The organism is Microbulbifer maximicatervae (SeqCode), assembly GCF_052467825.1.
In genome coordinates, this window is the sequence record NZ_CP174327.1 from 3,180,876 (window position 1) to 3,200,883 (window position 20,008).

A 20,008-nucleotide genomic window follows, 5' to 3' on the forward strand; every position below is an offset into this window, starting at 1 on the left:
ACGCTAGAAACCCGCTCGTATTCAATAAAGTGGAGTACATTCAGCAGTTTGGGACCAATTCCCAAGCTCTGGAAGTCTAGCGCCCGCCTTTTCCTCTTCTGTGTCTACTGTCCTCGCGCACCACCCCATATTTCCTCCAAACGTTGAATCACAAGTTCCCCATCCCGGAAGTGCCCAAATTTTGATTATTGAAGGAAATGAGTATGTTGATTTTAAAGCGACGGACAGGTGAATATCTAAGAATTGGAGCAAATGTCTCAGTCACAGTGCTGGAGGTAAAAGGTAATCAAGTTAAGATAGGCATAAGCGCACCCAAGTCACTGCCTATCCATCGTGAAGAAGTCTATGTGAGGATCAAAAAGAAACAGAAATTGGAGGCTTGAATATGTCGTAAGGGGGACAATTCTGGGGCAAGTGATTAAGATACTAGACTCCAGGGATAAAGTTTTAGCCTTTGGCTTGCAGGCGATATACGCACTCTGGTTCGAGTGTCTCTTTGCTGCCAAAAGGGTCTTTTGAATATCAAAGCTAGCTAGGTGGCGGAAGGGCTAATTGTTTTCTGTCAGGTGAGCTTTAGAATTCTCCATCTCTTTTGTATTACAAGTTGAGCTTGCAATCCTTGCTAAAAATCCGGCTTTTATTCATGCCCCTTCGAAGATATCTTCCACCTTATATCCGTACAGTGATATTTCCGAGCTTCTTTCGAAATTGCACTCAATAGGACTTGGGTAATTTCTTCTTTTCGGTTTGTATCGCAACCCCCGATATATAGCTCATTGATAATAGCTAAGGCCGCCGAGCTTTCATTTTCTGGAATAATATTAAAGCTGATATACCCCTCAAGATTGTGGTCTTGTTCTACAACCAGCATTTGATGCTCTTTCCTCTGAAACAACCTATTTTGCAATTCAATTTGGGTAATATGGAAGGAGTCAGTTGAATTATTATGCCTGGCTAAGCAGCGCATCATATTGTAAAGATAGAAACAGTCAGTGGGGTGGGCATGGCGAACAAACATATCAGTACCATTTAATCGTATTTCTTTGAGTCGGCGTTTGATAGCTTGACACATCCTTATGCCAAGCTATGTCATCCTGTAAGGGGCTAACAATAGGAGTTAAATTGATTTGGCTGTTTCTTGGATGAGGGTAAACCCTTCATCTAACCATCCGGTGATGCCGCCAATCATTTTTTTGACTGGCCTGTTAAGCGTGGCCAGTCTGATAGCTGCTTTTTCTGTCGCATTACAGTGTGGGCCTGCACAATAGACGACAAATAAAGTATCTGAAGAGTATTCGCTCAGCCTGTCTTTATTGATACGGCTGTATGGTAAGGATTCGGCTGTTTGAATATGTCCATTTTTATAAGCCTCTTCACCTCGCACATCTAAAAGTACGAAATCCTTGCGATTTTGGCTGACTGCGTGGTGTACATCCCAGCAGTCTGTTTCAAAAGATAGAAGGTTTTGGAAGTGGTTTAGCGCATCTTGACTGTTGGCAGCGGGTACTCTACTTACGGCTGAACTCATATATTACTCCCGGTGATTTTTCGGTGGTTCGTCAGGTTTCCAAGGGGTGATAGTGTCCCTTTTTGGTTGCTTCCGAGCGATCTACCTCTGAGCCAGATAGCATTAATTTTGCGCCAATTCTGCGTGCAAACTTGTGGGTCGGCTTTGGCTAGTGGGATTCGGCTTTACTTATTTGAGGATGATGGTGATTTACCTATTAAATTATGCTTCAAAGGTTGAGGGTTTTATTCCCAGCATTGCTTTCAATAACTGCTCAACTGGGTATGCTGGGTTGGATTTATTCGTTAACCTAATTTAATTAACTGCTGAGGGTTAGAGGTACCTATGTCGACGTTGGCACAAAAGCCTAATAAGAGCCAGAAAGTGGCTGTTCTCGCCCACCGGCAGGTCTCACTCTTCGAACTCGGTTGCGCTACCGAACTCTTTTGCCTACCCCGACCTGAACTTAGCGAGCTCTACACCGGTGAAATTGTGACTTTCGCTGAGGAAAGCCCTCTTGCGACCGGCGGTCTGGCTCTGGCTTGTCGGCAGGTAGAGAGTTTGATGGATTATGATTTGCTGGTGATTCCCTGTTGGTCGACCAATGCACAACCACAAGATGCTTATTTGGAACGTGTACATAGGGCGGTCGCTGAGTTTGCCGTTGCCGGCCGCCAGATTCTTACTTTTTGCTCCGGTGCTTTTCTGCCTGCGGAGTTGGGACTATTTGATGGTCGGCAGGCGACCACCCATTGGTTGTTTGCAGAGCGTTTTCGTGAGCGCTTCTCTGCGGTGGAGTATGTAGGAGATGTTCTCTATGTGTGGGAGGACGCACTGGCTTGCGCTGCGGGTAGTAGTGCCGCCATCGATCTGGGCATTGAGTTTTTGCGGCGCAACCACGGTTATGAATTGGCCAATTCGGTGGCTCGTCGGCTGGTGATGGCACCCCATAGGCAGGGTGGCCAGGCCCAATATGTGGAGATGCCGGTTGCCAAACGGCCAGATCACTTCTCCGCCGCGCTGGATTGGGCGATAGGCAACTTAGATGGCGCTATTAAAATTGATGATTTGGCGCAGCGCGCCCATTTATCCCGCCGTAGCTTTGACCGAAAGTTTCGCCAGTCGATGGGAATTGCTCCCAAGGAGTGGCTGATCCAGCAGCGCTTGCGGGCGGCGCAGAAGGCACTGGAGTCCGGTAAGGAGTCTGTAGACAGAGCAGCCCAACTGGCTGGCTTTGAGAGTAGTGCGACCTTGCGCCACCATTTCCGTCGGGCGTTTGGGATTTCGCCCAGTGAATATCAGCGCCAATTCCGGGTTTCCGCCAAAGTGGCGCTAGAGGCTTAACGCTGGCCGCGTGTTGGTACGGCTATGGGGAGTCGTGATACACGCCAGGGCACTAAAGGGGTATGATTCGATCTCTATTGTCTGATGTCCGTATAGAATACGAAGGCGACCCATTCTGGGCACTCAAAGATTGGAGGGAGGTTTTAGGTACGCGAAAAGAATCAGTTCTGGAGGCTCTTCATCGCTTATTTATAAGTAATAGTCGTGAAATACTGAAAGCCTTCGTTTAGGCTTTGGAAAACTATATTTTGGATAAAACATGATAATCCTATAGCTCTGCAAAGCTAGAGTAGTTGAGAGGAATTGTTCGTATACCCAACATTTATTTAGCTGACTATTAGCTTTTTTTGCTACCCCTACTGACCCCACCAAGCCATTGAAACGAGTTTAAAAATTCCAGTTGAGTTACAGCTAGTGCTGGGGTGAGTTTCAGAGACGATCTGGGATTGGGGTATATTTTCGGCAGTACAACACCATTTTTGAGATCTAAATGCCTGCCATTCCAGCCCACTATCTCCAAGTGGCGACCCAGTAGAAGGGGTTTTCTACCGGGGTTTAGAAAAATGCTCAGCGCTTATTCCTGCTGGTGTCTGCCCAGTTATTAAATGGGGAAATATCTGTTGGTCTGGGATTAATGCACTCTAAATATTATAAATTAGGGTTCAAGGGCTGAAATTGAATTGTCGTGAGATTTTTATGCTGTGTGATAGGAAATAAATCAGCGTTTCGGTAGCTCTGCGTTCGTAAAGCTTGTACTTTGATTGGGAGTGTGGGGGTAAAAGTAGATTGTATTTAATCTGGTTTCGCTAAAAGTTTGACCTATTAGATATTTGCTTTTATGCGCTGCTGGTGTATTTTAAGTCCCCACAGTTTCCTTGTTTGAGACTATTTCAAATAATATGATTGATTTTTTGCGCTGTCCTAAATTGCTTGTTTTTTGTCTGGGCTCTTTGCAGTACAAAATATACCTAAAGTACCAATTTGCAAAAACGGATTATTGCTATGAAAACTCTTGTTCCGCTTGTAATTGTAGTTAGTTCTTTAAGTTTTTACGGGTGTTCTTCCGCTACATCAGGGGTTGAAAATACGGTGGATGATTCTAACGCACTGTCTTCAGTTGATTCTACTCAGCAGGGTCAGGCGGAGGATGAACTTATATGTAAAACTAAGAGGGCAACCGGCTCAAGGTTTAAGAAAAAGACTTGTATGACAAAGGAAGAATGGAGAAAAGAGTCTGAGAAAGCCTCTAAATATGTTAGAGAAAATAGATAAGAAGTCAGCTTTTTAAGTGATGAGTTGCTTATCGGGTTTTAATGAAGTACGGGGGTAGAACGACCAACCCCCAAAAACTTTGTTTTACGTCTTCTCCCTTTTTATTATTACTACGTGATCGAGTATTTAGAGGTTACTTAAAAATAGATGGCACACAAAAGAGGTTATAAGACTCAAAGGTAGCGATTCTCGCTCACTGCCAAGTCTCTCTCTTCGAACTCGGTTGCGCCACCGAACTCTTTTGCCTACCCCGCCCTTAGCTTAGCGAGCTCTACTCCGGTGCTTTTCTGCCTGCGGAATTGGGACTGTTTGATGGTCGGCAGGCGACTACCCATTAGTTGTTTGCGGAGCGTTTTCGTGAGCGCTTCTCTGCGGTGGAGTATGTGGGAGACGTTCTCTACGTGTGGGAGGACGCACTGGCGTGTGCTGCGGGTAGTAGTGCGGCCATCGATCTGGGCATTGAGTTTTTGCGGCGCAACCATGGTTATGAATTGGCCAATTCGGTGGCTCGGCGGTTGGTGATGGCACCCCATAGGCAGGGTGGCCAGGCCCAATATGTGGAGATGCCCGTTGCCAAACGGCCGGATCACTTCTCCGCCGCGCTGGATTGGGCGATTGGCAATTTGGATGGCGCTATCAAAATTGATGATATGGCGCAGCGCGCTCATTTATCCCGCCGCAGTTTTGACCGAAAGTTTCGCCAGTCGATGGGAATTGCTCCCAAGGAGTGGCTGATTCAGCAGCGCTTGCGGGCGGCGCAGAAGGCGCTGGAGTCCGGTAAGGAGTCTGTAGACAGAGCAGCCCAACTGGCTGGCTTTGAGAGTAGTGCGACCTTGCGTCACCATTTCCGTCGGGCGTTTGGGGTTTCGCCCAGTGAATATCAGCGCCAATTCCGGGTTTCCGCCAAAGTGGCGCTAGAGGCTCAACGCTGGCCGCGTGTTGGTACGGCTATGGGGAGTCGGTACCTTTGGTTGATACACCCCCGGGCACTAAAGGGGTATGATTCGGTCTCTATTGCCTGATGACAGTACAGACTACGAAGGAATTATGACGAAACAGCGCGTATTAACCGGTATTACAACAACCGGTACTCCACACCTGGGGAACTATGTGGGTGCAATCCGTCCGGCGATCGCCGCGAGTCAGGATGAAAACAACCAATCGTTCTACTTTCTGGCCGATTACCACGCACTGATTAAGTGCCAGGACCCGGCACAGGTCCATCAGTCCACCCTGGAGATCGCTGCAACCTGGCTGGCCTTGGGCCTGAATACCGACAATGTGGTGTTCTACCGTCAGTCCGACGTCCATGAGATTCCTGAATTAACCTGGCTGCTCACCTGCATGACCGGCAAGGGCCTGATGAACCGTGCCCACGCTTATAAAGCAGCGGTAGATGCCAACCGCGCCGATGGCGAAGATTCCGATTTTGGCGTCACCATGGGGCTGTATAGTTACCCGATCCTGATGGCTGCCGACATCCTGATGTTCAACGCCAATAAGGTGCCGGTGGGCAAAGACCAGGTACAGCATATCGAAATGGCCCGGGATATTGCCCAGCGTTTCAACCACCACTACGGTGAGCACTTCGCTTTACCAGAAGCGGTAGTTGACGACCACGTAGCTGTGTTGCAAGGCCTGGATGGTCGCAAAATGAGTAAGAGTTACGGCAACACTATTCCGCTGTTCCTTCCTGAGAAGAAGCTGAAAAAGCACATTAATAAGATCAAAACCAATCTGCTGGAGCCGGGCGAGCCAAAAGATCCGGATACTTCCACTGTGTTCCAGGTTTGGCAGGCATTTGCCAGCGAAGAACAGACAGCAGAAATGCGCAAAGCTTTTGAAGAGGGCATTGCCTGGGGTGAGGCCAAGAAGCAGTTGTTTGAGCTGGTGAATGGACAGATTGGTGAAGCTCGCGAGCGCTACAATGAGCTGCTGGCCAACCCGGAACAAATTGAAACGGAGCTGGAGAAGGGGGCTATTAAGGCTCGCGCTTACTCTGCTCCGTTTATCGAGAGGTTGCGTCACGCGGTTGGTATCCGCAAGATAGGTTAGAGCTTTTCCTGAAAAAGCAGGAGGCCATGGAGTATCGGCCTCCTTTTTAATAAAAAATAATAAATGTACAGGGTGCAAACATGGAAAACGTTCAGGCAAATCCTGATGCCGGCAATAGTGCCGATAATAAAAATGGCTGGATTAATCGAGCGCTCAATTTTATTGAGGTTGTTGGTAATAAATTACCCGATCCCGCTGTTCTGTTTTTGATCTTGATGGTGGGAATCTGGGTGCTCTCCTGGCTTCTCTCCGGTGTTAACTTCGAAGCCTTACACCCCGCTACCGGCGAGGCGATACAGGTAACCAACCTGCTTTCCAGTAGTGAAATGGCTCGCTTCCTATCTGGTATGGTAACTACCTTTACCAGTTTTGCGCCCTTGGGGGTGGTGTTGGTAGCCATGCTGGGGGTCGGTGTGGCTGAGCAGAGTGGCTTTATCAATGCGGTATTGAAAAAGCTGCTGGCGGTAACGCCGCAGATGCTGCTGACACCTATGTTGATTTTGGTAGCCATCGTCAGCCATACAGCCGTAGATGCAGGTTATGTATTGGTAATTCCTCTCGGAGGGGTGATCTTCTATGCTGCAGGGCGCCACCCTTTAGCGGGTATCGCTGCGGCATTTGCCGGAGTTTCAGGCGGCTTTTCTGCCAACTTTGTTCCCTCAGCGATTGATCCCTTACTGCAAGGCTTTACCCAGACAGCGGCACAAATCGCCAACCCGGAAATGCAGGTAAACCCCCTTAATAACTGGTTCTTCACTTCGGCATCCTGCCTGCTGGTGACCCTGTTGGGGTGGTGGTTGACGGATAAGGTCATTGAGCCCCGCCTCAAAAATGTAGAGGTGGATGGCGATGAAGCGGATATGCCGGTAATGCAGGAACTGGGCGCCCGCGAGAAAAAAGCCATGTACCTGGCGGTAACTGTGATGGTGGCGGGTATCGTCGGACTTGTGGCCTGGATGCTGCCAGAGACCTCAGCCTTGCGCGATGCAGAAGGGCAATTAGCCTCCTTCACAGCGCCGATTATGAAGTCGATTGTGCCGCTGATCTTCCTGCTGTTTGTGATTCCCGGTGTGGTATTTGGCTATGCGGCCGGTACCTTCCGCCAGAGTAAGGATGTTATTGATGCGATGTCCAAAACCATGGGCTCCATGGCTTATTACATCGTGATGGCTTTTTTCTGTGCGTTGTTTATCTCTGAGTTTGCCCGCTCCGGCTTGGGCACGCTGCTTTCGGTAGAGGGAGGGAGCTTGCTCGCGGCGATGGAGCTGCCGGGCCCGATTACCCTGATGGGCATTATTGTACTGGTAGCCTTTATCAACTTATTTGTGGGATCTGCCTCTGCCAAGTGGGCGCTGCTGTCCCCCATCTTTGTGCCTATGTTGATGCAGATCGGTTTCTCCCCTGATCTCACCCAGGCAGCTTACCGGGTAGGTGATTCCTCCACCAATATTATTACCCCGCTGATGCCTTACTTCCCCTTGGTGGTTGTATATTGTCAGCGCTATGTGAAGGGAACCGGTATTGGTACGCTTGTATCTATTATGTTGCCATACTCCGTTGTGTTCCTGATTTGCTGGTCGCTGTTCCTGGTGGCCTACTGGACACTGGGAATGCCTTTGGGGGTGCAGGCTAGTTATACCTATCCTTAAAAGGTAAGGGATCTTTGTCTAGAGCTCTCTAAATCAAATCCCGATATATATAGTCCCAATCTAAGTGGTTGCTGTTGAGCAGCCACTTAGTATTTTTCCTGCCTTAGAATCTGCTTTTACTCATTTCATCAAGTCATCCTAATGGTACAAACGTGCAGCTTGCTGGTTGCAATGTTGTCTTTTAATGCCGTATTTCTTGTCCCTAATCATGTCATCGCTCTTTTTAGTAAAAAAATGTTCCAATAATGTTGTAGATGATAACGATTCCTATTAGGATTCGCGCCCAGTTACCTGGGTCACAGTTTTACTGTGACCCATCCAAATTCAGTTGGCGTTGAGGGATCTCCATGAGTACCGCTCGAATTAAAAGTATGCAAAAAGCTTCTCCTGTAATTTCTGGAATCAGCCGCTCTTTATTGGCGCTGGCTATTGCTGCGGGCGGTTCTTCTGTGGCGTTCGCTGCGGATGATAAAAATGAAGGAATTGAAGAAATCAGTGTGATTGGGGATCTGAACCTAGATCGCCAGACTTCAATTGGTAAGTTAGATGTTCCTGTCGACGAGACTCCATTCTCAATTTCTCTGCGTAATAGAGACTTTATGGATCTGACTGGTACCAAGCAGATTCAGGATGTCTTGCAGTATGTCGCTGGTGTAAATGGCGGTACTTTCGGTGTAGATGCCCGAGGGGATTGGTCGACAGTGCGTGGCGTACAGCCGACAATGTTTATCGATGGTTTGCAGTCAATTTTTGGTAGTTACAATAGTGCTCGCGCAAACTCTTATGCTTTTGAGAGTGTAGAGGTTCTCAAGGGGCCTTCGTCTGTACTCTATGGTCAGGGCTCTACTGGCGGCATCGTTAATATGGTGTCCAAGCGCCCGCAAAGTGACTTTGGTGGTGAGGTAATGGTACAAGGCGGCGATTACGATCGTAAAGTCGTTGCCGCAGATGTTACTGGAGCTATGGATAGCGAAGGCAAGTGGCTTTACCGCGTGGTTGGTTATACCCGCGATGCGGATGCTCAGGTTGAGCACGTTGAAGACAATAGCACCTTGTTTATGCCTTCGATCTCCTGGCGTCCAAGTGACGATACTGAGATTACCTTCCTTGCAAATTACCAAAAGGATGAAAGTGGGACCACCACCGCTTTCCTGCCCTGGGGTGGCACCATCGTCGAGAATGAAAATGGTGATATTCCTACTGATGTATTTTTAAGTGAGCCAGGCTGGGATAGATACGATACTGAGCAAGTTGCTTATAGCCTGTGGTTCGATCATAGCTTCAGTGAGAATTGGGGTATGAATGCAAGCATTCGCTACTCAGAGGGCGATGTTGATTACCATACGATGTTTGCAGATTTCTCCCCTTTTTCTGATCAGCGTGAGGATGCAAATATTCGTGATGTTTCACGCACGATATACATGACTGACTCCAGTAGTGATTTCCTAATCTTTGATCTACGCTTTTCTGGGGAAATCACGACGGGTCCATTTGAGCACCAGGTTTCTTTTGGCCTGGATAGCCAGGATGCGAGTACAGGTACAGACGGTTTATATCTTCCGGGTTGGGGCGGGACAATTGATATATTCGATCCAACATACGGCTACGTGCCTTATGGAATGACGAGCCTCTCTGACTTGGAGCAGGTTCCAGCTGAGTATTGGATTAAAAGAAGAACTGAAACCGAACAGTTGGGCTTTTACTTCCAGGATCAGATTTCACTCGCAAACTGGATTTTCACTACAGGTGTACGTAGGGATAGCACAGAGTCTGAAACTCTGAGAGGTTCGACCGATGATGATGCTACTACTGTACGTTTTGGTGCGATGTACGCGTTTGATATGGGTGTTAGCCCTTATATCAGCTACTCCGAGTCTTTTGAGCCTGTTATGGGGTCAGATAGATTGGACCGTCCTTTTGAACCTGTTGAAGGTGAACAGGTCGAAGTAGGTCTGAAGTATCAACCTGAGAGCACAAACATACTAATCACGGCTTCTGCATTTGAGATAAAGCAAAAGAATCTGCTTGCTCAGGACCCACTAGATCCTAACTATGATACGCAGATTGGTGAAGCAAAACTTCACGGATTTGAGTTAGAGGCTGCAGGCCAAATTGGTGACCTCCAGATCGTTGCGAATTACAGCTCTCTCGACTTGGACGACCAAATTGTCGCTGTTCCCGAGGAGCAGATGTCTGTATGGGGTAACTATGATCTTGGATTGCTTTTGCCCGGCCTGAGCGCGGGAGTAGGTGTTCGTTATGTTGGTGAGAGTTATAACGGTGAAGATATTAATGGTATTCTCCCTGCAAATAACCCGTCATATACCTTATATGATGCAACTATCGGATATACGCTGGATAGCTGGAAGTTCCAGTTAAATGCTAAAAACCTGACTGATGAAGTGCACACCACCGCTTGCCTGAGCCGCGGAGATTGTTATTACGGTGAGCGTCGTTACGTCACTGCAGAAGCACGCTACATTTTTTAGTTAGTGTAGACTGGGAGCCTGTCCTCAGGGGGAGTCTGTGGGCGGGCTCCCTTTTTTACGTTTAAGCAACCAGACGAGAGGCGAGTCTCTCGCTGTTATGGTTATGCCAATGTCTTTTTATATGATTGCAGGAGTATCCAGCGCCTTTGCTCTGGCTGGGATTCTGCTCCTTTATTCCGCCTGGTCCCGCAGAGGGGCAGAACCCATGCGTCGTTGGAGTGGTTGGGGAGCCATTGTGTTGTCGGCTTTTGGGTGGAGCTCAATTGTTGGGGTGGAATATGGAATCAGTATTGCCACTTTAATAGTGATGCTCGGAGCCTTTGCTTTATTGGCTCTTAAGGGTGACTGGCCCAGTGGCCCTAGGCCCGTTGAAAAACAGCGCTCGGGAACACCCGAATCTCAAGCCCTGCTTCCATTGTGGTTGCGGGGCTTCTTGCGTTTTATGGCTGCCTTTCTTTTGCCCGCGGCCAGCGGTTTGATCGCCGGTTTGCTTTTCTTTGGTTTTACCGGGTTTTCTGAAACTGTCCGCTTGGTCGGCGGAGCCTTCCTGTCGGTGATAATCTGGACCCTGGCGATGGTTTGGTGCTGTGCCGATAAAAAGCTTCTGCGCCCTTCGGCTGCCATGTTGGCTTACTCGGTGGTCAGCGGCTTGTTGCTGACCTTTGCGCTTCCCGCTTCGGCAGCATAGATCAACGGACTTGAGTAGGAATTTAACGTGAAATTTTCCTTTAAACCCACCCCTGGCTTTGTCCGTGATATGACCGATGGACACTCAGTTCTCGGCCTGGCGGTATCCACTCTTTTATATATTGTTTGCGTCAGCGGAACACTGGCGGTTTTTTACAATGAGTTCGAACGCTGGGAGCAGGCCTCCGAGTTGGAGAACCTCAATGTTGAAGCCTCTGTGTATCGGACTGCTACAGAAAATGCTATTGCGTTAGCTAAGCAGGAAAAAGAGGATCTCGATTCAATTACCTTCACCATCCCCAATCAGGATAAGCCCAGATTGATGGTTGAAGTTGGCGATATGGAGCGATATGTCGCTGAAGATGGTTCCCTGCTGGGCAAGGTGGAGCATGAGTGGACCCACTTCCTGGCCTACCTACACTACGCGCTCAACCTTCCTGTTGGTTATGGAGTCATCCTGGTTGGTTTGATCGGGATGGTGATGTCCGCTCTGATCGTCTCCGGTTTGCTGGCCCATCCCAAAATTATTAAAGACGCTTTCTCTTTCCGTCTTTCTGGCTCTAAGCGTCTTCAGCAAGTGGATTTGCACAATCGCCTGGGGGTTTGGGCCTCACCCTTTCATCTTGCTATAGCCATTACCGGGGCTTTTATCGGGTTGTCCCAGGTAGCCGCTTTTGCAATTGCCGGCGTATTCTTTGAGGGTGATACGGAAAAGGTAGAGCACATGCTTTACGCGGATCATCCGGTGATGGAGGAAAACGCCCCTGAAGTTGATTATCCGGATTATGCTGCAATTCTGGCAACAATGGATCGTATCGCACCGGAAGAAGAGCGGACTCGTTTAGAAGTGGCATTTCCTGGACGTGAAGGCCAGGTTGTTGAGGTGTGGACCCGGGTTCCAGAGCGTTTGGTCTGGGGTGAGCGTTACCACTTTAATCCCGATGGCAGCCTGATTGAAAAAGAGGGTTGGTCTGAGGGAGACGCGGCTAAGCAGGTTTACCTTTCTACGTACCGTTTACACTTTGGCCACTTTTCCGGTTTCCCTGTGAAAATTGCTTACTTCCTGCTGGGGGTGGGGATGTGTTTGCTGGTGGTATCCGGCATCAATATCTGGTTTGTTCGCAAGCGTCAGCGCGGCAATCCCGCCGTACGTTTGGAGCGAGTCTGGGTGGCTCAGGTATGGGGTGTACCATTTGCGATTGCTCTGAGTGCGGTGACTTATCTGGCGTTTAAGCTAAATGCTGCGCAGGTGTTCTGGCTGGTGACCTTGGCGTTAAGCGTTGCGGCTGCCTTCATGGGGACAGTGGCCAAGTGGTCTATGTCTCTGCGTATTGCCACAATTATCGCCTGCGTCGGGGCAGTTGTAGTGCACGTTGCTCAGTTTGGTGAGGATTCCTTTGTGAGAGCATCACTGGTCGTTAATGTTGTGTGGTTGCTAATTGCTGCTGGAATCGCGGCCTCTTGCCTTTATAGCAGGGCGCGTCAGTCGGATAGTGAGACTGTATCTGCCGGTGCCAATCCACTGGGTAGCAACTAGATTTTTTTGGGGGGCTCGCAGTGCCTCTGCAGGGCCCCAAAACTTCCATCGGACCTATAAGATCCCTTTCAATTACTTGGCAGGGCGTAACATCTCGATATGCGGGATGCCGTCTTCCTGGTACGGCTCAGACACCTGCTCAAAACCAAACTCCCCGTAAAATCTATCCAAATGTTGTTGAGCTGAAATGCGAATACCAGTGTTGGGGTATTCTTCGCATGTGTGCATTACGGCTCGGCGAATCAGCTCCTTGCCCAGGCCTGTTCCGCGACTGGCTTCTGCGGTTAACACTCTTCCTATCGAAGGTTCCCGGTATTTAAGGCCTGGGCAAACAACTCTCAGGTAGGCCATAACCTGCGGGTTATTTTCGTCTCCCTCCCAGCAGATTAGGTGCCAGGAGTGTTGGTCTTTGCCATCGGCATCCTGATAGGGGCAATCTTGTTCTACCGTAAAAACTTCCTGCCTTACTCGCAAAACTTCGTAAAGTTGACTGAGCGTAAGCTCTTTAAAGCTGCACCATTGCCACTGCATAAAGGTGAATTCCAAATTATTGTCACTAATTTTGTATTGTGATTGGAGTTAAAAGGTATAGATTATTTATAAGATCGATTAATTTTAATTGGATGCCTGATTGCCGGCTCTATGAAAGAATCCATGCTTAAGGTAATGGATAACTTGCGAGATAACTTTTTTATCTTTCATCATAAACACATGGGTCACTGGCATTTGCAGATGATCATTCATGCCATCCAGTTTTGTGCTGGATACGGAGACTTTACCATCATCGGTTTCTGGGATAAGGCGGGATAGAATCAGGTTGATGCTGCGAGTACCGGCAATAATACCTACATCAAAATCTGCACTACCGAGCTTGTTGGGGACGCTCATCTCGCCGGTACCCAACTGCAGCCCAGCATCGCCAAACATAAACTTGAAACCGGGGAATGTTCCCAGTTTATCAACTACTTCGCTGCCTTTATTGGGTGGGCCCAACATGACAACGCGATTCAGGTTTTTGATTTCAGCTGAATGTAGATATTGCCTTACCAGAATGCCGCCCATGGAGTGAGTGACAAAATTGATTTCTTGCGCGTTACCGCACTCCTCGACAGCAGGCGCTATGGCCATGCTGGCCAAGGTTTCAATGGAGTGCTTGGTCGAAGGGTAATCAATATTGACCGTTTGGAAACCTTCGGCATCTATGGCCTTTGCCAGTTTCTCCATTGAGCTATCTGTTTTGGCTAGTCCATGCAATAAAATCACACAAGCGGAGTGAGCACTTGCTGATAGCAGCGTAAATGCGGCGGCAATTATAAAAGCGAACTTTTTCATCGGTTTGAACTTCCTGTCGACTTCTCGTGCCTATTCGTGTGGCGTTGTTGTCGGAGCAATTAATTTGGATTGGGTTGAAGTTGGCAGTGTTGGCGGAGAATGTCCGCTGCCCGCTCCGGTTTATCGGGGGTGATCACGATAGTTTGTGTGGCCAGGCGCAGTACGACAGATTTTTGCTGATCGGTAGCAAATGCACGATAGCGCCCCAACTTTTGGTTTTGAAACAGGCCTATATAGCCAAATAAGCCGGAATTGCCAAAGATGCGGACTGATCCTTGCATGGCGGTTGAGTCGGGGAATGCTTCAGATAGCCCCTCCAAGGAGATGGTGGTTTTCCAGCCCGGGCGCAATATCAAGAGGTTGCCATTTTTGATGGCGTAACCACGGATGGCAAAGAAGGCGCTGAGAGCCAGTATTGCAGGCGGAAGTGCTATGGCAATGCTATAGAGGGTAGATGGAGCAGCTGGTGCTCTCGATGCCAGAAAGAGCGGCAGTCCCAGTAGGAGTAATGTGCATATGGCACTGATAATTTGGAGCTGGCGGCTCCACGGCGCTTTAAACGCGATTGTTGGCATACTTGGTTTAACTCAACGGATTACCTGAATGCCTCAATCATAGTGCTATTGGAATCTGCTTGGCAAAGGTAGAGATGGTTTGGTTTTAACGGTTGCTCGCTATGGAAGACTGTATTTTGATTAACGAGAATTCCCAGTCAGCCCTTGTGGTCGAAGGGGGTGCTATGCGGGGGATTTTCGCTGCAGGCGTATTGGATGCATTTTTGGAGGCGGGCTATCGGCCATTTGATTTTGCGATCGGTGTATCCGCAGGCTCCACCAACTTGATTGGTTATCTGGCGGGAAATCATGGGCGAAGTCGGCAAATACTAATGGACCATGCCCGGCGGGCAGACTTCATCGACTGGCGCCGCTATCTCCGAGGCGGTCATTTTTGTGATATTGGCTGGTTGTGGCATGCGTCATATCAGGATATTCCGCTCAGTGTCGATAGTTATGTTGAGAATGGAATACCGCTTTATGCCGTGACTACCAGTATCAAGACGGGGGAGGCTAGATACCTGAAAGTAACTCCAGAAAATATGCACGAGGTTTTCCCGGCCTCTTGTGCCATTCCGGTTGCTTACCGGGGGTTTCCTGAAGTGGATGGGGAGCCTATGACCGATGGCGGTCTGGCTGATTCGATACCGATCATTCAGGCCTATCAGCAGGGGGCCAGAAATATAACCGTTATTCTTTCGCGCCCTCTGGGGTATCGGAAAATTAAGGGGCCTGCTCCAAAATTTATCAAACAGTTTTTCCGTGATCATGCCCGGCTATTTGAGGCCGTGCTAGAGAGGGGGGAGAAATATAATCGGGCTCTGGAGTTTATCGAGGTGCCTCCAGAGGGGTGCCAGGTTTCGGTTATTGCGCCTCCAGACAATTTCCCGGTTAAGCGTTTTACCCAGGAAGCAGAGTTGCTCGAGGAAGGTTATGAGAGCGGCAGGACCCGGGGTTGGGAATTTCTTGGTGAGCTTCCCGGTCAGCGGGACTCTTTACCGTCATTTGAATAGTAGTGCCGGTATAAATGGGTTGATTGAGCTTAATCAGAATGTGAATGGTGAGGTAATCGACTGGTGGAAATACGTTTGCTCGGAGTGACAGATGCGCCCGCCATATCTGCTTTTTATTTATCTAATGAAGAGCACCTGAAGCGCTGGGAGCCCATTCGTGAGCCCGGTTTTCACAGTTCCGGGTCCTGGATTCGACGCATAAGCTCTGGAGGAATTTTAAAGTTTGCTGCATTAGAGTCCGGGTGTGATCAGTTACTGGGTGTTTGCTCCTTGACGAATATCATCCGAGGCCCATTTCAGGCCTGTAATATGGGATATGCAGTTGACCAGTCCCACGAGGGGCGGGGCTTAATGGGGAGCTTGTGTCGTTATGTCGTTGATTATGCTTTTGACACCTTAAATTTGAATAGAGTGATGGCCAACTACATGCCTGGTAACGATAGGTCGGCAGCTCTGCTGGAGGCATTGGGCTTCGTTGTCGAGGGTAGGGCGGCAAAATACCTGAAGATCAATGGATGTTGGGAGGATCATATCCTCACGGCGAAGCTAAACCCCAGATCCTTGGATATTTAATGATGTTCGTTGAATGAGGCGCCAAATGGCATTTACTTCACTGTGTGTCTATAGGAGTCTTGGGTAGGACTGAGATATTGTTGCTAACCTATTGCGATTTCATGGACGACTTCGAATAACAGTTTTGCGGAAGGAGAAAGGGATGAATGGGAAGTGCCTATGCGGTGGGGTTGAGTTCCAGCTGGAAGAGCCAATTCCAAACCTTTACCAATGCCATTGCTCACTCTGCCGCAAATTGAGTGGTTCCGCCTCGGATACGGCCATGTTTATTAGCCGGGATCAGTTTCGCTGGGTGCGGGGCTTAGACAGAATCTCTTCATTCCGGACTCCTACGGGCTATCGATCTGACTTTTGCAGTGGATGTGGAAGTACAGTTCCTCACTTAATGAGTAATACAACGCACTTCTGGGTACCTGCGGGATTGTTGGAGGGGGATATCGATGGGAAAGTTGTGGCCCATCTTTGCACAGAATCCAAAGCATCCTGGGATGAAATTTCTGGTGAGGCGGAGTGCTTTAACGAAATGCCGGAGCTGGAGCGATTGATGCATCTATTGCATGGCGGCGACGAAGCGATGGATGGGGAATGGGAGGAGAGCCAGGCGGCTTCAGCTGAAGTTTAAAAAAACCAAACTCTTTTCTAATTAGCGCATACAAAAAAGCCCCGCTCTTGCGAGCAGGGCTTTTTTGTATATGGCGGACCGGACGGGACTCGAACCCGCGACCTCCGGCGTGACAGGCCGGCATTCTAACCAACTGAACTACCGGTCCGCATTCCTGCTTCTCTTTGGTTGCTCTTGCCGGGCAAGAGTAAGAGAAGTGGTGGGTGGTACAGGGGTCGAACCTGTGACCTACGGCTTGTAAGGCCGTCGCTCTCCCAACTGAGCTAACCACCCCGTGTCAGGAGCTGCGTATCATAATGATTTTTTTACTTAGGTCAACAACTTAGGGAAGTTTTTCTAAAAAAGTTTGCGCCTGGCTTTAAGTGTGAGAAGCGGGGATGTATTTGAAGAAATTGCTGCTCGTCTATTGGCAATATTTGGTAATAAAACAGGGTGCTACTTTCATTGCCCCGGTTTTCTATTAATTTTGTTAGTCGGTCTGCACAGTTTGTAGTGGGGAGTGGGGAGGTGGTTGTGTATTGAAAAGTGGTTTTGAGTTTTTCATATACAAAAAAGCCCCGCTCTTGCGAGCAGGGCTTTTTTGTATATGGCGGACCGGACGGGACTCGAACCCGCGACCTCCGGCGTGACAGGCCGGCATTCTAACCAACTGAACTACCGGTCCGCATTCCTGCTTCTCTTTGGTTGCTCTTGCCGGGCAAGAGTAAGAGAAGTGGTGGGTGGTACAGGGGTCGAACCTGTGACCTACGGCTTGTAAGGCCGTCGCTCTCCCAACTGAGCTAACCACCCCGTGTCAGGAGCTGCGTATCTTAATGATATTTTTTTTGCGGTCAACAATTTTGTTGGGAGATTTTTAAAAATTTTTTTAAGAATAAAAAACATCCAAAAATTGTTTAAAAATTAATTAATTAGAGGATTTTTTGAGGATTTTTTAAGCTGTTTTTATCGATCAAAATCAGCTGCGTAGAAGTTCAGAAAATAAAAAAATCAGGCTGGAGAAAATTGTTGCAGAAAAATATTGTCGGCACTGCGCTCGCACTATTTTTTTTACGCTGAGATTTGGTTATTTTTTTGTGGCTCTTTCAAATTTCCAGCGTAAGCAACTGAAAATAAAATGTGAGAAAAATGAAAAGATGTGAGGCACAAACAAAAAAGCCCCGCTCTTGCGAGCAGGGCTTTTTTGTATATGGCGGACCGGACGGGACTCGAACCCGCGACCTCCGGCGTGACAGGCCGGCATTCTAACCAACTGAACTACCGGTCCGCATTCCTGCTTCTCTTTGGTTGCTCTTGCCGGGCAAGAGTAAGAGAAGTGGTGGGTGGTACAGGGGTCGAACCTGTGACCTACGGCTTGTAAGGCCGTCGCTCTCCCAACTGAGCTAACCACCCCGTGTCAGGAGCTGCGTATCTTAATGATATTCTTCGTGGCGTCAACGCCTTTTTTGAATTTTTTTTTGTCTTTCAATGAGTTAACGCGCTTTTGTGTGAATTCGTGGGCGTGTCCGCCGGGGGGTGACACTGTTATAATCGCCCCAATTCCCGTTAGTTAGAGCGTGAGAAAAGCTGTGACACAGAAGACCTGGCTGGCCCAACTTGTACTGGCATTCGGTATGTTTTGCCTGTCCATCGCTGCACATGCGGTAGTGGAGACACAAAAATTGTCCTCTCCCGAGCTGGATGCAAGGTATCGCGTGCTTATTGAAGAGATGCGCTGCCCCAAATGTCAAAACCAGAACCTGGCAGACTCCGATGCGTCTATTTCCTCGGACTTGCGCCGTGAAATCCGCCGTTTGCTGGAGGAGGGATTTACGGACCAGGAAATCGTTGACTACATGGTGGCCCGCTATGGGGATTTTGTGCTCTACCGCCCACCTGTTCAGAAAAATACCTTGATCCTGTGGTTGGCTCCGGGAGTTTTTGCCGTTTTCGGGCTTCTGGCCTTGATTGTGATCGTGATGCGCTCAAAAAGTGGTACCGGGGCTCGCCAAGATGATGGCAGTGGGGAACTCACTGATGATGAGCGGCGTCGATTAAAGCAGTTGTTGGGAGATGGACCTGTAGATGAAGGTGATAGCGGGAAGGAAGGTAAATGATTGATATCTGGTTTGGTGTAGCCCTACTGCTACTGTTGGTAGCTTTTGTATTTCTGATTCCTGCTTTGAGAGCTGCAGGCAGGCGTCGCAGCGGTAGTAGCAAGCGAGAGGCTATGGCATCGCTCTACCGGGAGCGCAGTAAAGAGCTTCGCGCTGCGGTGCAGAGCGGTGCGATGGATGAAAAGCAGTTTGCCCAACTGGAGGCAGATCTCGCGCGGGAACTGCTGGCGGCTCAGCAGGAGAGTCAATCTGGTGAAGCCAAGCAGGGTGGCGGCCGATTGCTAATCGGGCTGGCAGTTTTGGTGCCTGCAATTGCAGCGGCTGCCTACGGGTTTTCCGACCGACCGTCCGAAGTAGCTTTGTATCGCGATATGGTGGCGAGCCAAGGTGGGCACACCTCTTCGGAAGAAGAGGCAAAAATCACCCGTCAGTTGCAGGAGCGGGCTAAAACTCACCCAGATGATCTTAGCAGTCGCTATATATTGGCGCAGCGGCTACTGGTGAGTGGCGATTTGGCTGGGGCGGTAGATTCCTATCGCTATGTTGTAGCCCGCGAGCCTCAGGCAGCCAATGTTAAAGCTGAGCTGGCGCAAGCGCTGTTTTTTGCCGGCGGTTCCAAGATTACCGATGAGATCCGCTCCTTGATCGAGCAGGTGTTACAGGTGCAGCCATCCAATGGCACTGTGCTGGGCTTGGCGGGTATTGCCGCTTTTGAAGATGGGGACTACCGCAAGGCTCGCCAGCATTGGCAGCTAGCACTTAGCCAGCTTCCCCCAGGATCTGCAGCAGCAGAGGCGCTTCAGGCTGGCGTTGCCAGGGCCGAAAGCGCTTTGGCAGACAGCGGTGAGGCTGTAGCGGTGCAGGCAAAGGTAGAAACGAAAGAGAAAGGCCCGCAGATTCGAGTTCAGGTCAGTTTGGGGGAGGGAGTTGAAGCCCCAGAATCTACCCCGGTATTTATCTATGCACGCAGTGCTGCGAGCCCGATGCCTCTGGCTATCGTGCGCCTCACGGCTGGGCAGTTACCGGCAGAGGTTGTGCTGGATGAGTCCCGAGCAATGATGCCTGGAAGCTCCATCGCCACTGTCGACTCTGTGCAGTTGGTAGCGCGACTGGCCATTAAGGGAGATGCGCGTCCGGCCCCGGGGGATTGGCAGGGAATGATTAGCGAGTTGCCTAAATCCCGCTGGAGTGAAACTCAGTCAATAGCCATCGATAGTCAGCTGTAACTGGCTGTGACTGTCGAAAATGAGGTCACAGTGTAAGCTGTGGCCTCATTTTTAT

General features: G+C 49.3%; 19 protein-coding genes and 6 tRNA genes. 14 read left to right on the forward strand and 11 right to left on the reverse strand.

Translation table 11 applies throughout. From position 1 onward, the window contains the following. Positions 1-203 precede the first annotated feature (203 nt). Complete coding sequence (gene csrA / locus ACJJII_RS14270; RefSeq protein WP_413665123.1) at positions 204-383, forward strand: carbon storage regulator CsrA; 180 nt, start codon at positions 204-206, stop codon at positions 381-383. A gap of 254 nt (positions 384-637) precedes the next feature. Here the strand turns inward: csrA and ACJJII_RS14275 are convergent, their stop codons facing one another. Continuing rightward, positions 638-1,072 carry a hypothetical protein gene (locus tag ACJJII_RS14275; RefSeq protein WP_444916653.1) on the reverse strand — a complete coding sequence of 145 codons (435 nt, stop codon included), beginning with the start codon at positions 1,070-1,072 and terminating at the stop codon, positions 638-640. Between the two features lie 45 nt (positions 1,073-1,117). Next, positions 1,118-1,528: a rhodanese-like domain-containing protein gene (locus tag ACJJII_RS14280; protein WP_444916654.1), complete on the reverse strand. Its 411-nt coding sequence runs from the start codon at positions 1,526-1,528 to the stop codon at positions 1,118-1,120. Between the two features lie 324 nt (positions 1,529-1,852). Between ACJJII_RS14280 and ACJJII_RS14285 the strand changes: the two genes are divergently transcribed. From ACJJII_RS14285 to ACJJII_RS14320, 8 genes are all read left to right on the forward strand, one after another. Continuing rightward, positions 1,853-2,851 carry a helix-turn-helix domain-containing protein gene (locus tag ACJJII_RS14285; RefSeq protein ID WP_444916655.1) on the forward strand — a complete coding sequence of 333 codons (999 nt, stop codon included), beginning with the start codon at positions 1,853-1,855 and terminating at the stop codon, positions 2,849-2,851. A 1,002-nt stretch (positions 2,852-3,853) separates the two neighbouring features. Continuing rightward, a complete protein-coding gene (locus ACJJII_RS14290) occupies positions 3,854-4,123 on the forward strand; it encodes a hypothetical protein (RefSeq protein ID WP_444916656.1) in 270 nt (89 codons plus the stop codon). A gap of 338 nt (positions 4,124-4,461) precedes the next feature. Beyond that, positions 4,462-5,145, forward strand: coding sequence for a helix-turn-helix domain-containing protein (locus ACJJII_RS14295; RefSeq protein ID WP_444916657.1), 684 nt, complete (start codon positions 4,462-4,464; stop codon positions 5,143-5,145). 25 nt (positions 5,146-5,170) lie between these two features. Then, the gene (locus tag ACJJII_RS14300) at positions 5,171-6,178 is read left to right on the forward strand and encodes a tryptophan--tRNA ligase (RefSeq protein WP_444916658.1); all 1,008 of its coding nucleotides are present in this window, start codon (positions 5,171-5,173) and stop codon (positions 6,176-6,178) included. 80 nt (positions 6,179-6,258) lie between these two features. Then, the gene (locus ACJJII_RS14305; RefSeq protein WP_444916659.1) at positions 6,259-7,827 is read left to right on the forward strand and encodes an AbgT family transporter; all 1,569 of its coding nucleotides are present in this window, start codon (positions 6,259-6,261) and stop codon (positions 7,825-7,827) included. Positions 7,828-8,174: 347 nt separating this feature from the next. Beyond that, positions 8,175-10,316, forward strand: coding sequence for a TonB-dependent siderophore receptor (locus tag ACJJII_RS14310; protein WP_444916660.1), 2,142 nt, complete (start codon positions 8,175-8,177; stop codon positions 10,314-10,316). 109 nt (positions 10,317-10,425) lie between these two features. Further along, positions 10,426-11,004 (forward strand): hypothetical protein, encoded by a 579-nt coding sequence (locus tag ACJJII_RS14315; RefSeq protein WP_444916661.1) that lies wholly within the window; start codon positions 10,426-10,428, stop codon positions 11,002-11,004. A 27-nt stretch (positions 11,005-11,031) separates the two neighbouring features. Beyond that, a complete protein-coding gene (locus ACJJII_RS14320) occupies positions 11,032-12,540 on the forward strand; it encodes a PepSY-associated TM helix domain-containing protein (protein ID WP_444916662.1) in 1,509 nt (502 codons plus the stop codon). A 72-nt stretch (positions 12,541-12,612) separates the two neighbouring features. Here the strand turns inward: ACJJII_RS14320 and ACJJII_RS14325 are convergent, their stop codons facing one another. The 3 genes from ACJJII_RS14325 to ACJJII_RS14335 form a co-directional block, all read right to left on the reverse strand. After that, entirely contained in the window at positions 12,613-13,071 is a 459-nt protein-coding gene (locus tag ACJJII_RS14325; protein ID WP_444916663.1) for a GNAT family N-acetyltransferase, read from the reverse strand. A gap of 84 nt (positions 13,072-13,155) precedes the next feature. Next, complete coding sequence (locus tag ACJJII_RS14330) at positions 13,156-13,872, reverse strand: esterase/lipase family protein (RefSeq protein WP_444916664.1); 717 nt, start codon at positions 13,870-13,872, stop codon at positions 13,156-13,158. Positions 13,873-13,931: 59 nt separating this feature from the next. Next, on the reverse strand, positions 13,932-14,447 hold the full coding sequence (locus ACJJII_RS14335; protein WP_282933480.1) for a PH domain-containing protein: 516 nt from the start codon (positions 14,445-14,447) through the stop codon (positions 13,932-13,934). A 101-nt stretch (positions 14,448-14,548) separates the two neighbouring features. On the opposite strand from ACJJII_RS14335, the gene ACJJII_RS14340 reads away from it, so the two are divergent. From ACJJII_RS14340 to ACJJII_RS14350, 3 genes are all read left to right on the forward strand, one after another. Further along, complete coding sequence (locus ACJJII_RS14340; protein ID WP_444916665.1) at positions 14,549-15,439, forward strand: patatin-like phospholipase family protein; 891 nt, start codon at positions 14,549-14,551, stop codon at positions 15,437-15,439. Between the two features lie 63 nt (positions 15,440-15,502). Continuing rightward, the gene (locus ACJJII_RS14345) at positions 15,503-16,012 is read left to right on the forward strand and encodes a GNAT family N-acetyltransferase (protein WP_444916666.1); all 510 of its coding nucleotides are present in this window, start codon (positions 15,503-15,505) and stop codon (positions 16,010-16,012) included. Between the two features lie 142 nt (positions 16,013-16,154). Further along, positions 16,155-16,634 (forward strand): GFA family protein, encoded by a 480-nt coding sequence (locus ACJJII_RS14350; RefSeq protein WP_413665136.1) that lies wholly within the window; start codon positions 16,155-16,157, stop codon positions 16,632-16,634. 71 nt (positions 16,635-16,705) lie between these two features. On the opposite strand, the gene ACJJII_RS14355 is transcribed toward ACJJII_RS14350, so the two are convergent. The 6 genes from ACJJII_RS14355 to ACJJII_RS14380 form a co-directional block, all read right to left on the reverse strand. Further along, positions 16,706-16,782 (reverse strand) — tRNA-Asp (locus tag ACJJII_RS14355). 49 nt (positions 16,783-16,831) lie between these two features. Then, a tRNA-Val gene (locus tag ACJJII_RS14360) sits at positions 16,832-16,907 on the reverse strand. Between the two features lie 314 nt (positions 16,908-17,221). Beyond that, positions 17,222-17,298 (reverse strand) — tRNA-Asp (locus ACJJII_RS14365). Between the two features lie 49 nt (positions 17,299-17,347). Beyond that, positions 17,348-17,423: transfer RNA gene (locus ACJJII_RS14370), tRNA-Val, on the reverse strand. Between the two features lie 398 nt (positions 17,424-17,821). Next, positions 17,822-17,898, reverse strand: a tRNA-Asp gene (locus ACJJII_RS14375). A 49-nt stretch (positions 17,899-17,947) separates the two neighbouring features. Continuing rightward, a tRNA-Val gene (locus ACJJII_RS14380) sits at positions 17,948-18,023 on the reverse strand. Between the two features lie 176 nt (positions 18,024-18,199). Here ACJJII_RS14380 and ACJJII_RS14385 point away from each other — a divergent pair. Both ACJJII_RS14385 and ccmI read left to right on the forward strand, forming a co-directional pair. After that, positions 18,200-18,727, forward strand: a complete 528-nt coding sequence (locus ACJJII_RS14385; protein WP_444916667.1) for a cytochrome c-type biogenesis protein — start codon at positions 18,200-18,202, stop codon at positions 18,725-18,727. Further along, positions 18,724-19,953, forward strand: coding sequence for a c-type cytochrome biogenesis protein CcmI (ccmI, locus tag ACJJII_RS14390; protein ID WP_444916668.1), 1,230 nt, complete (start codon positions 18,724-18,726; stop codon positions 19,951-19,953). The genes ACJJII_RS14385 and ccmI overlap by 4 nt, the downstream gene beginning before the upstream one ends. The last annotated feature ends 55 nt before the right edge of the window (positions 19,954-20,008 follow it).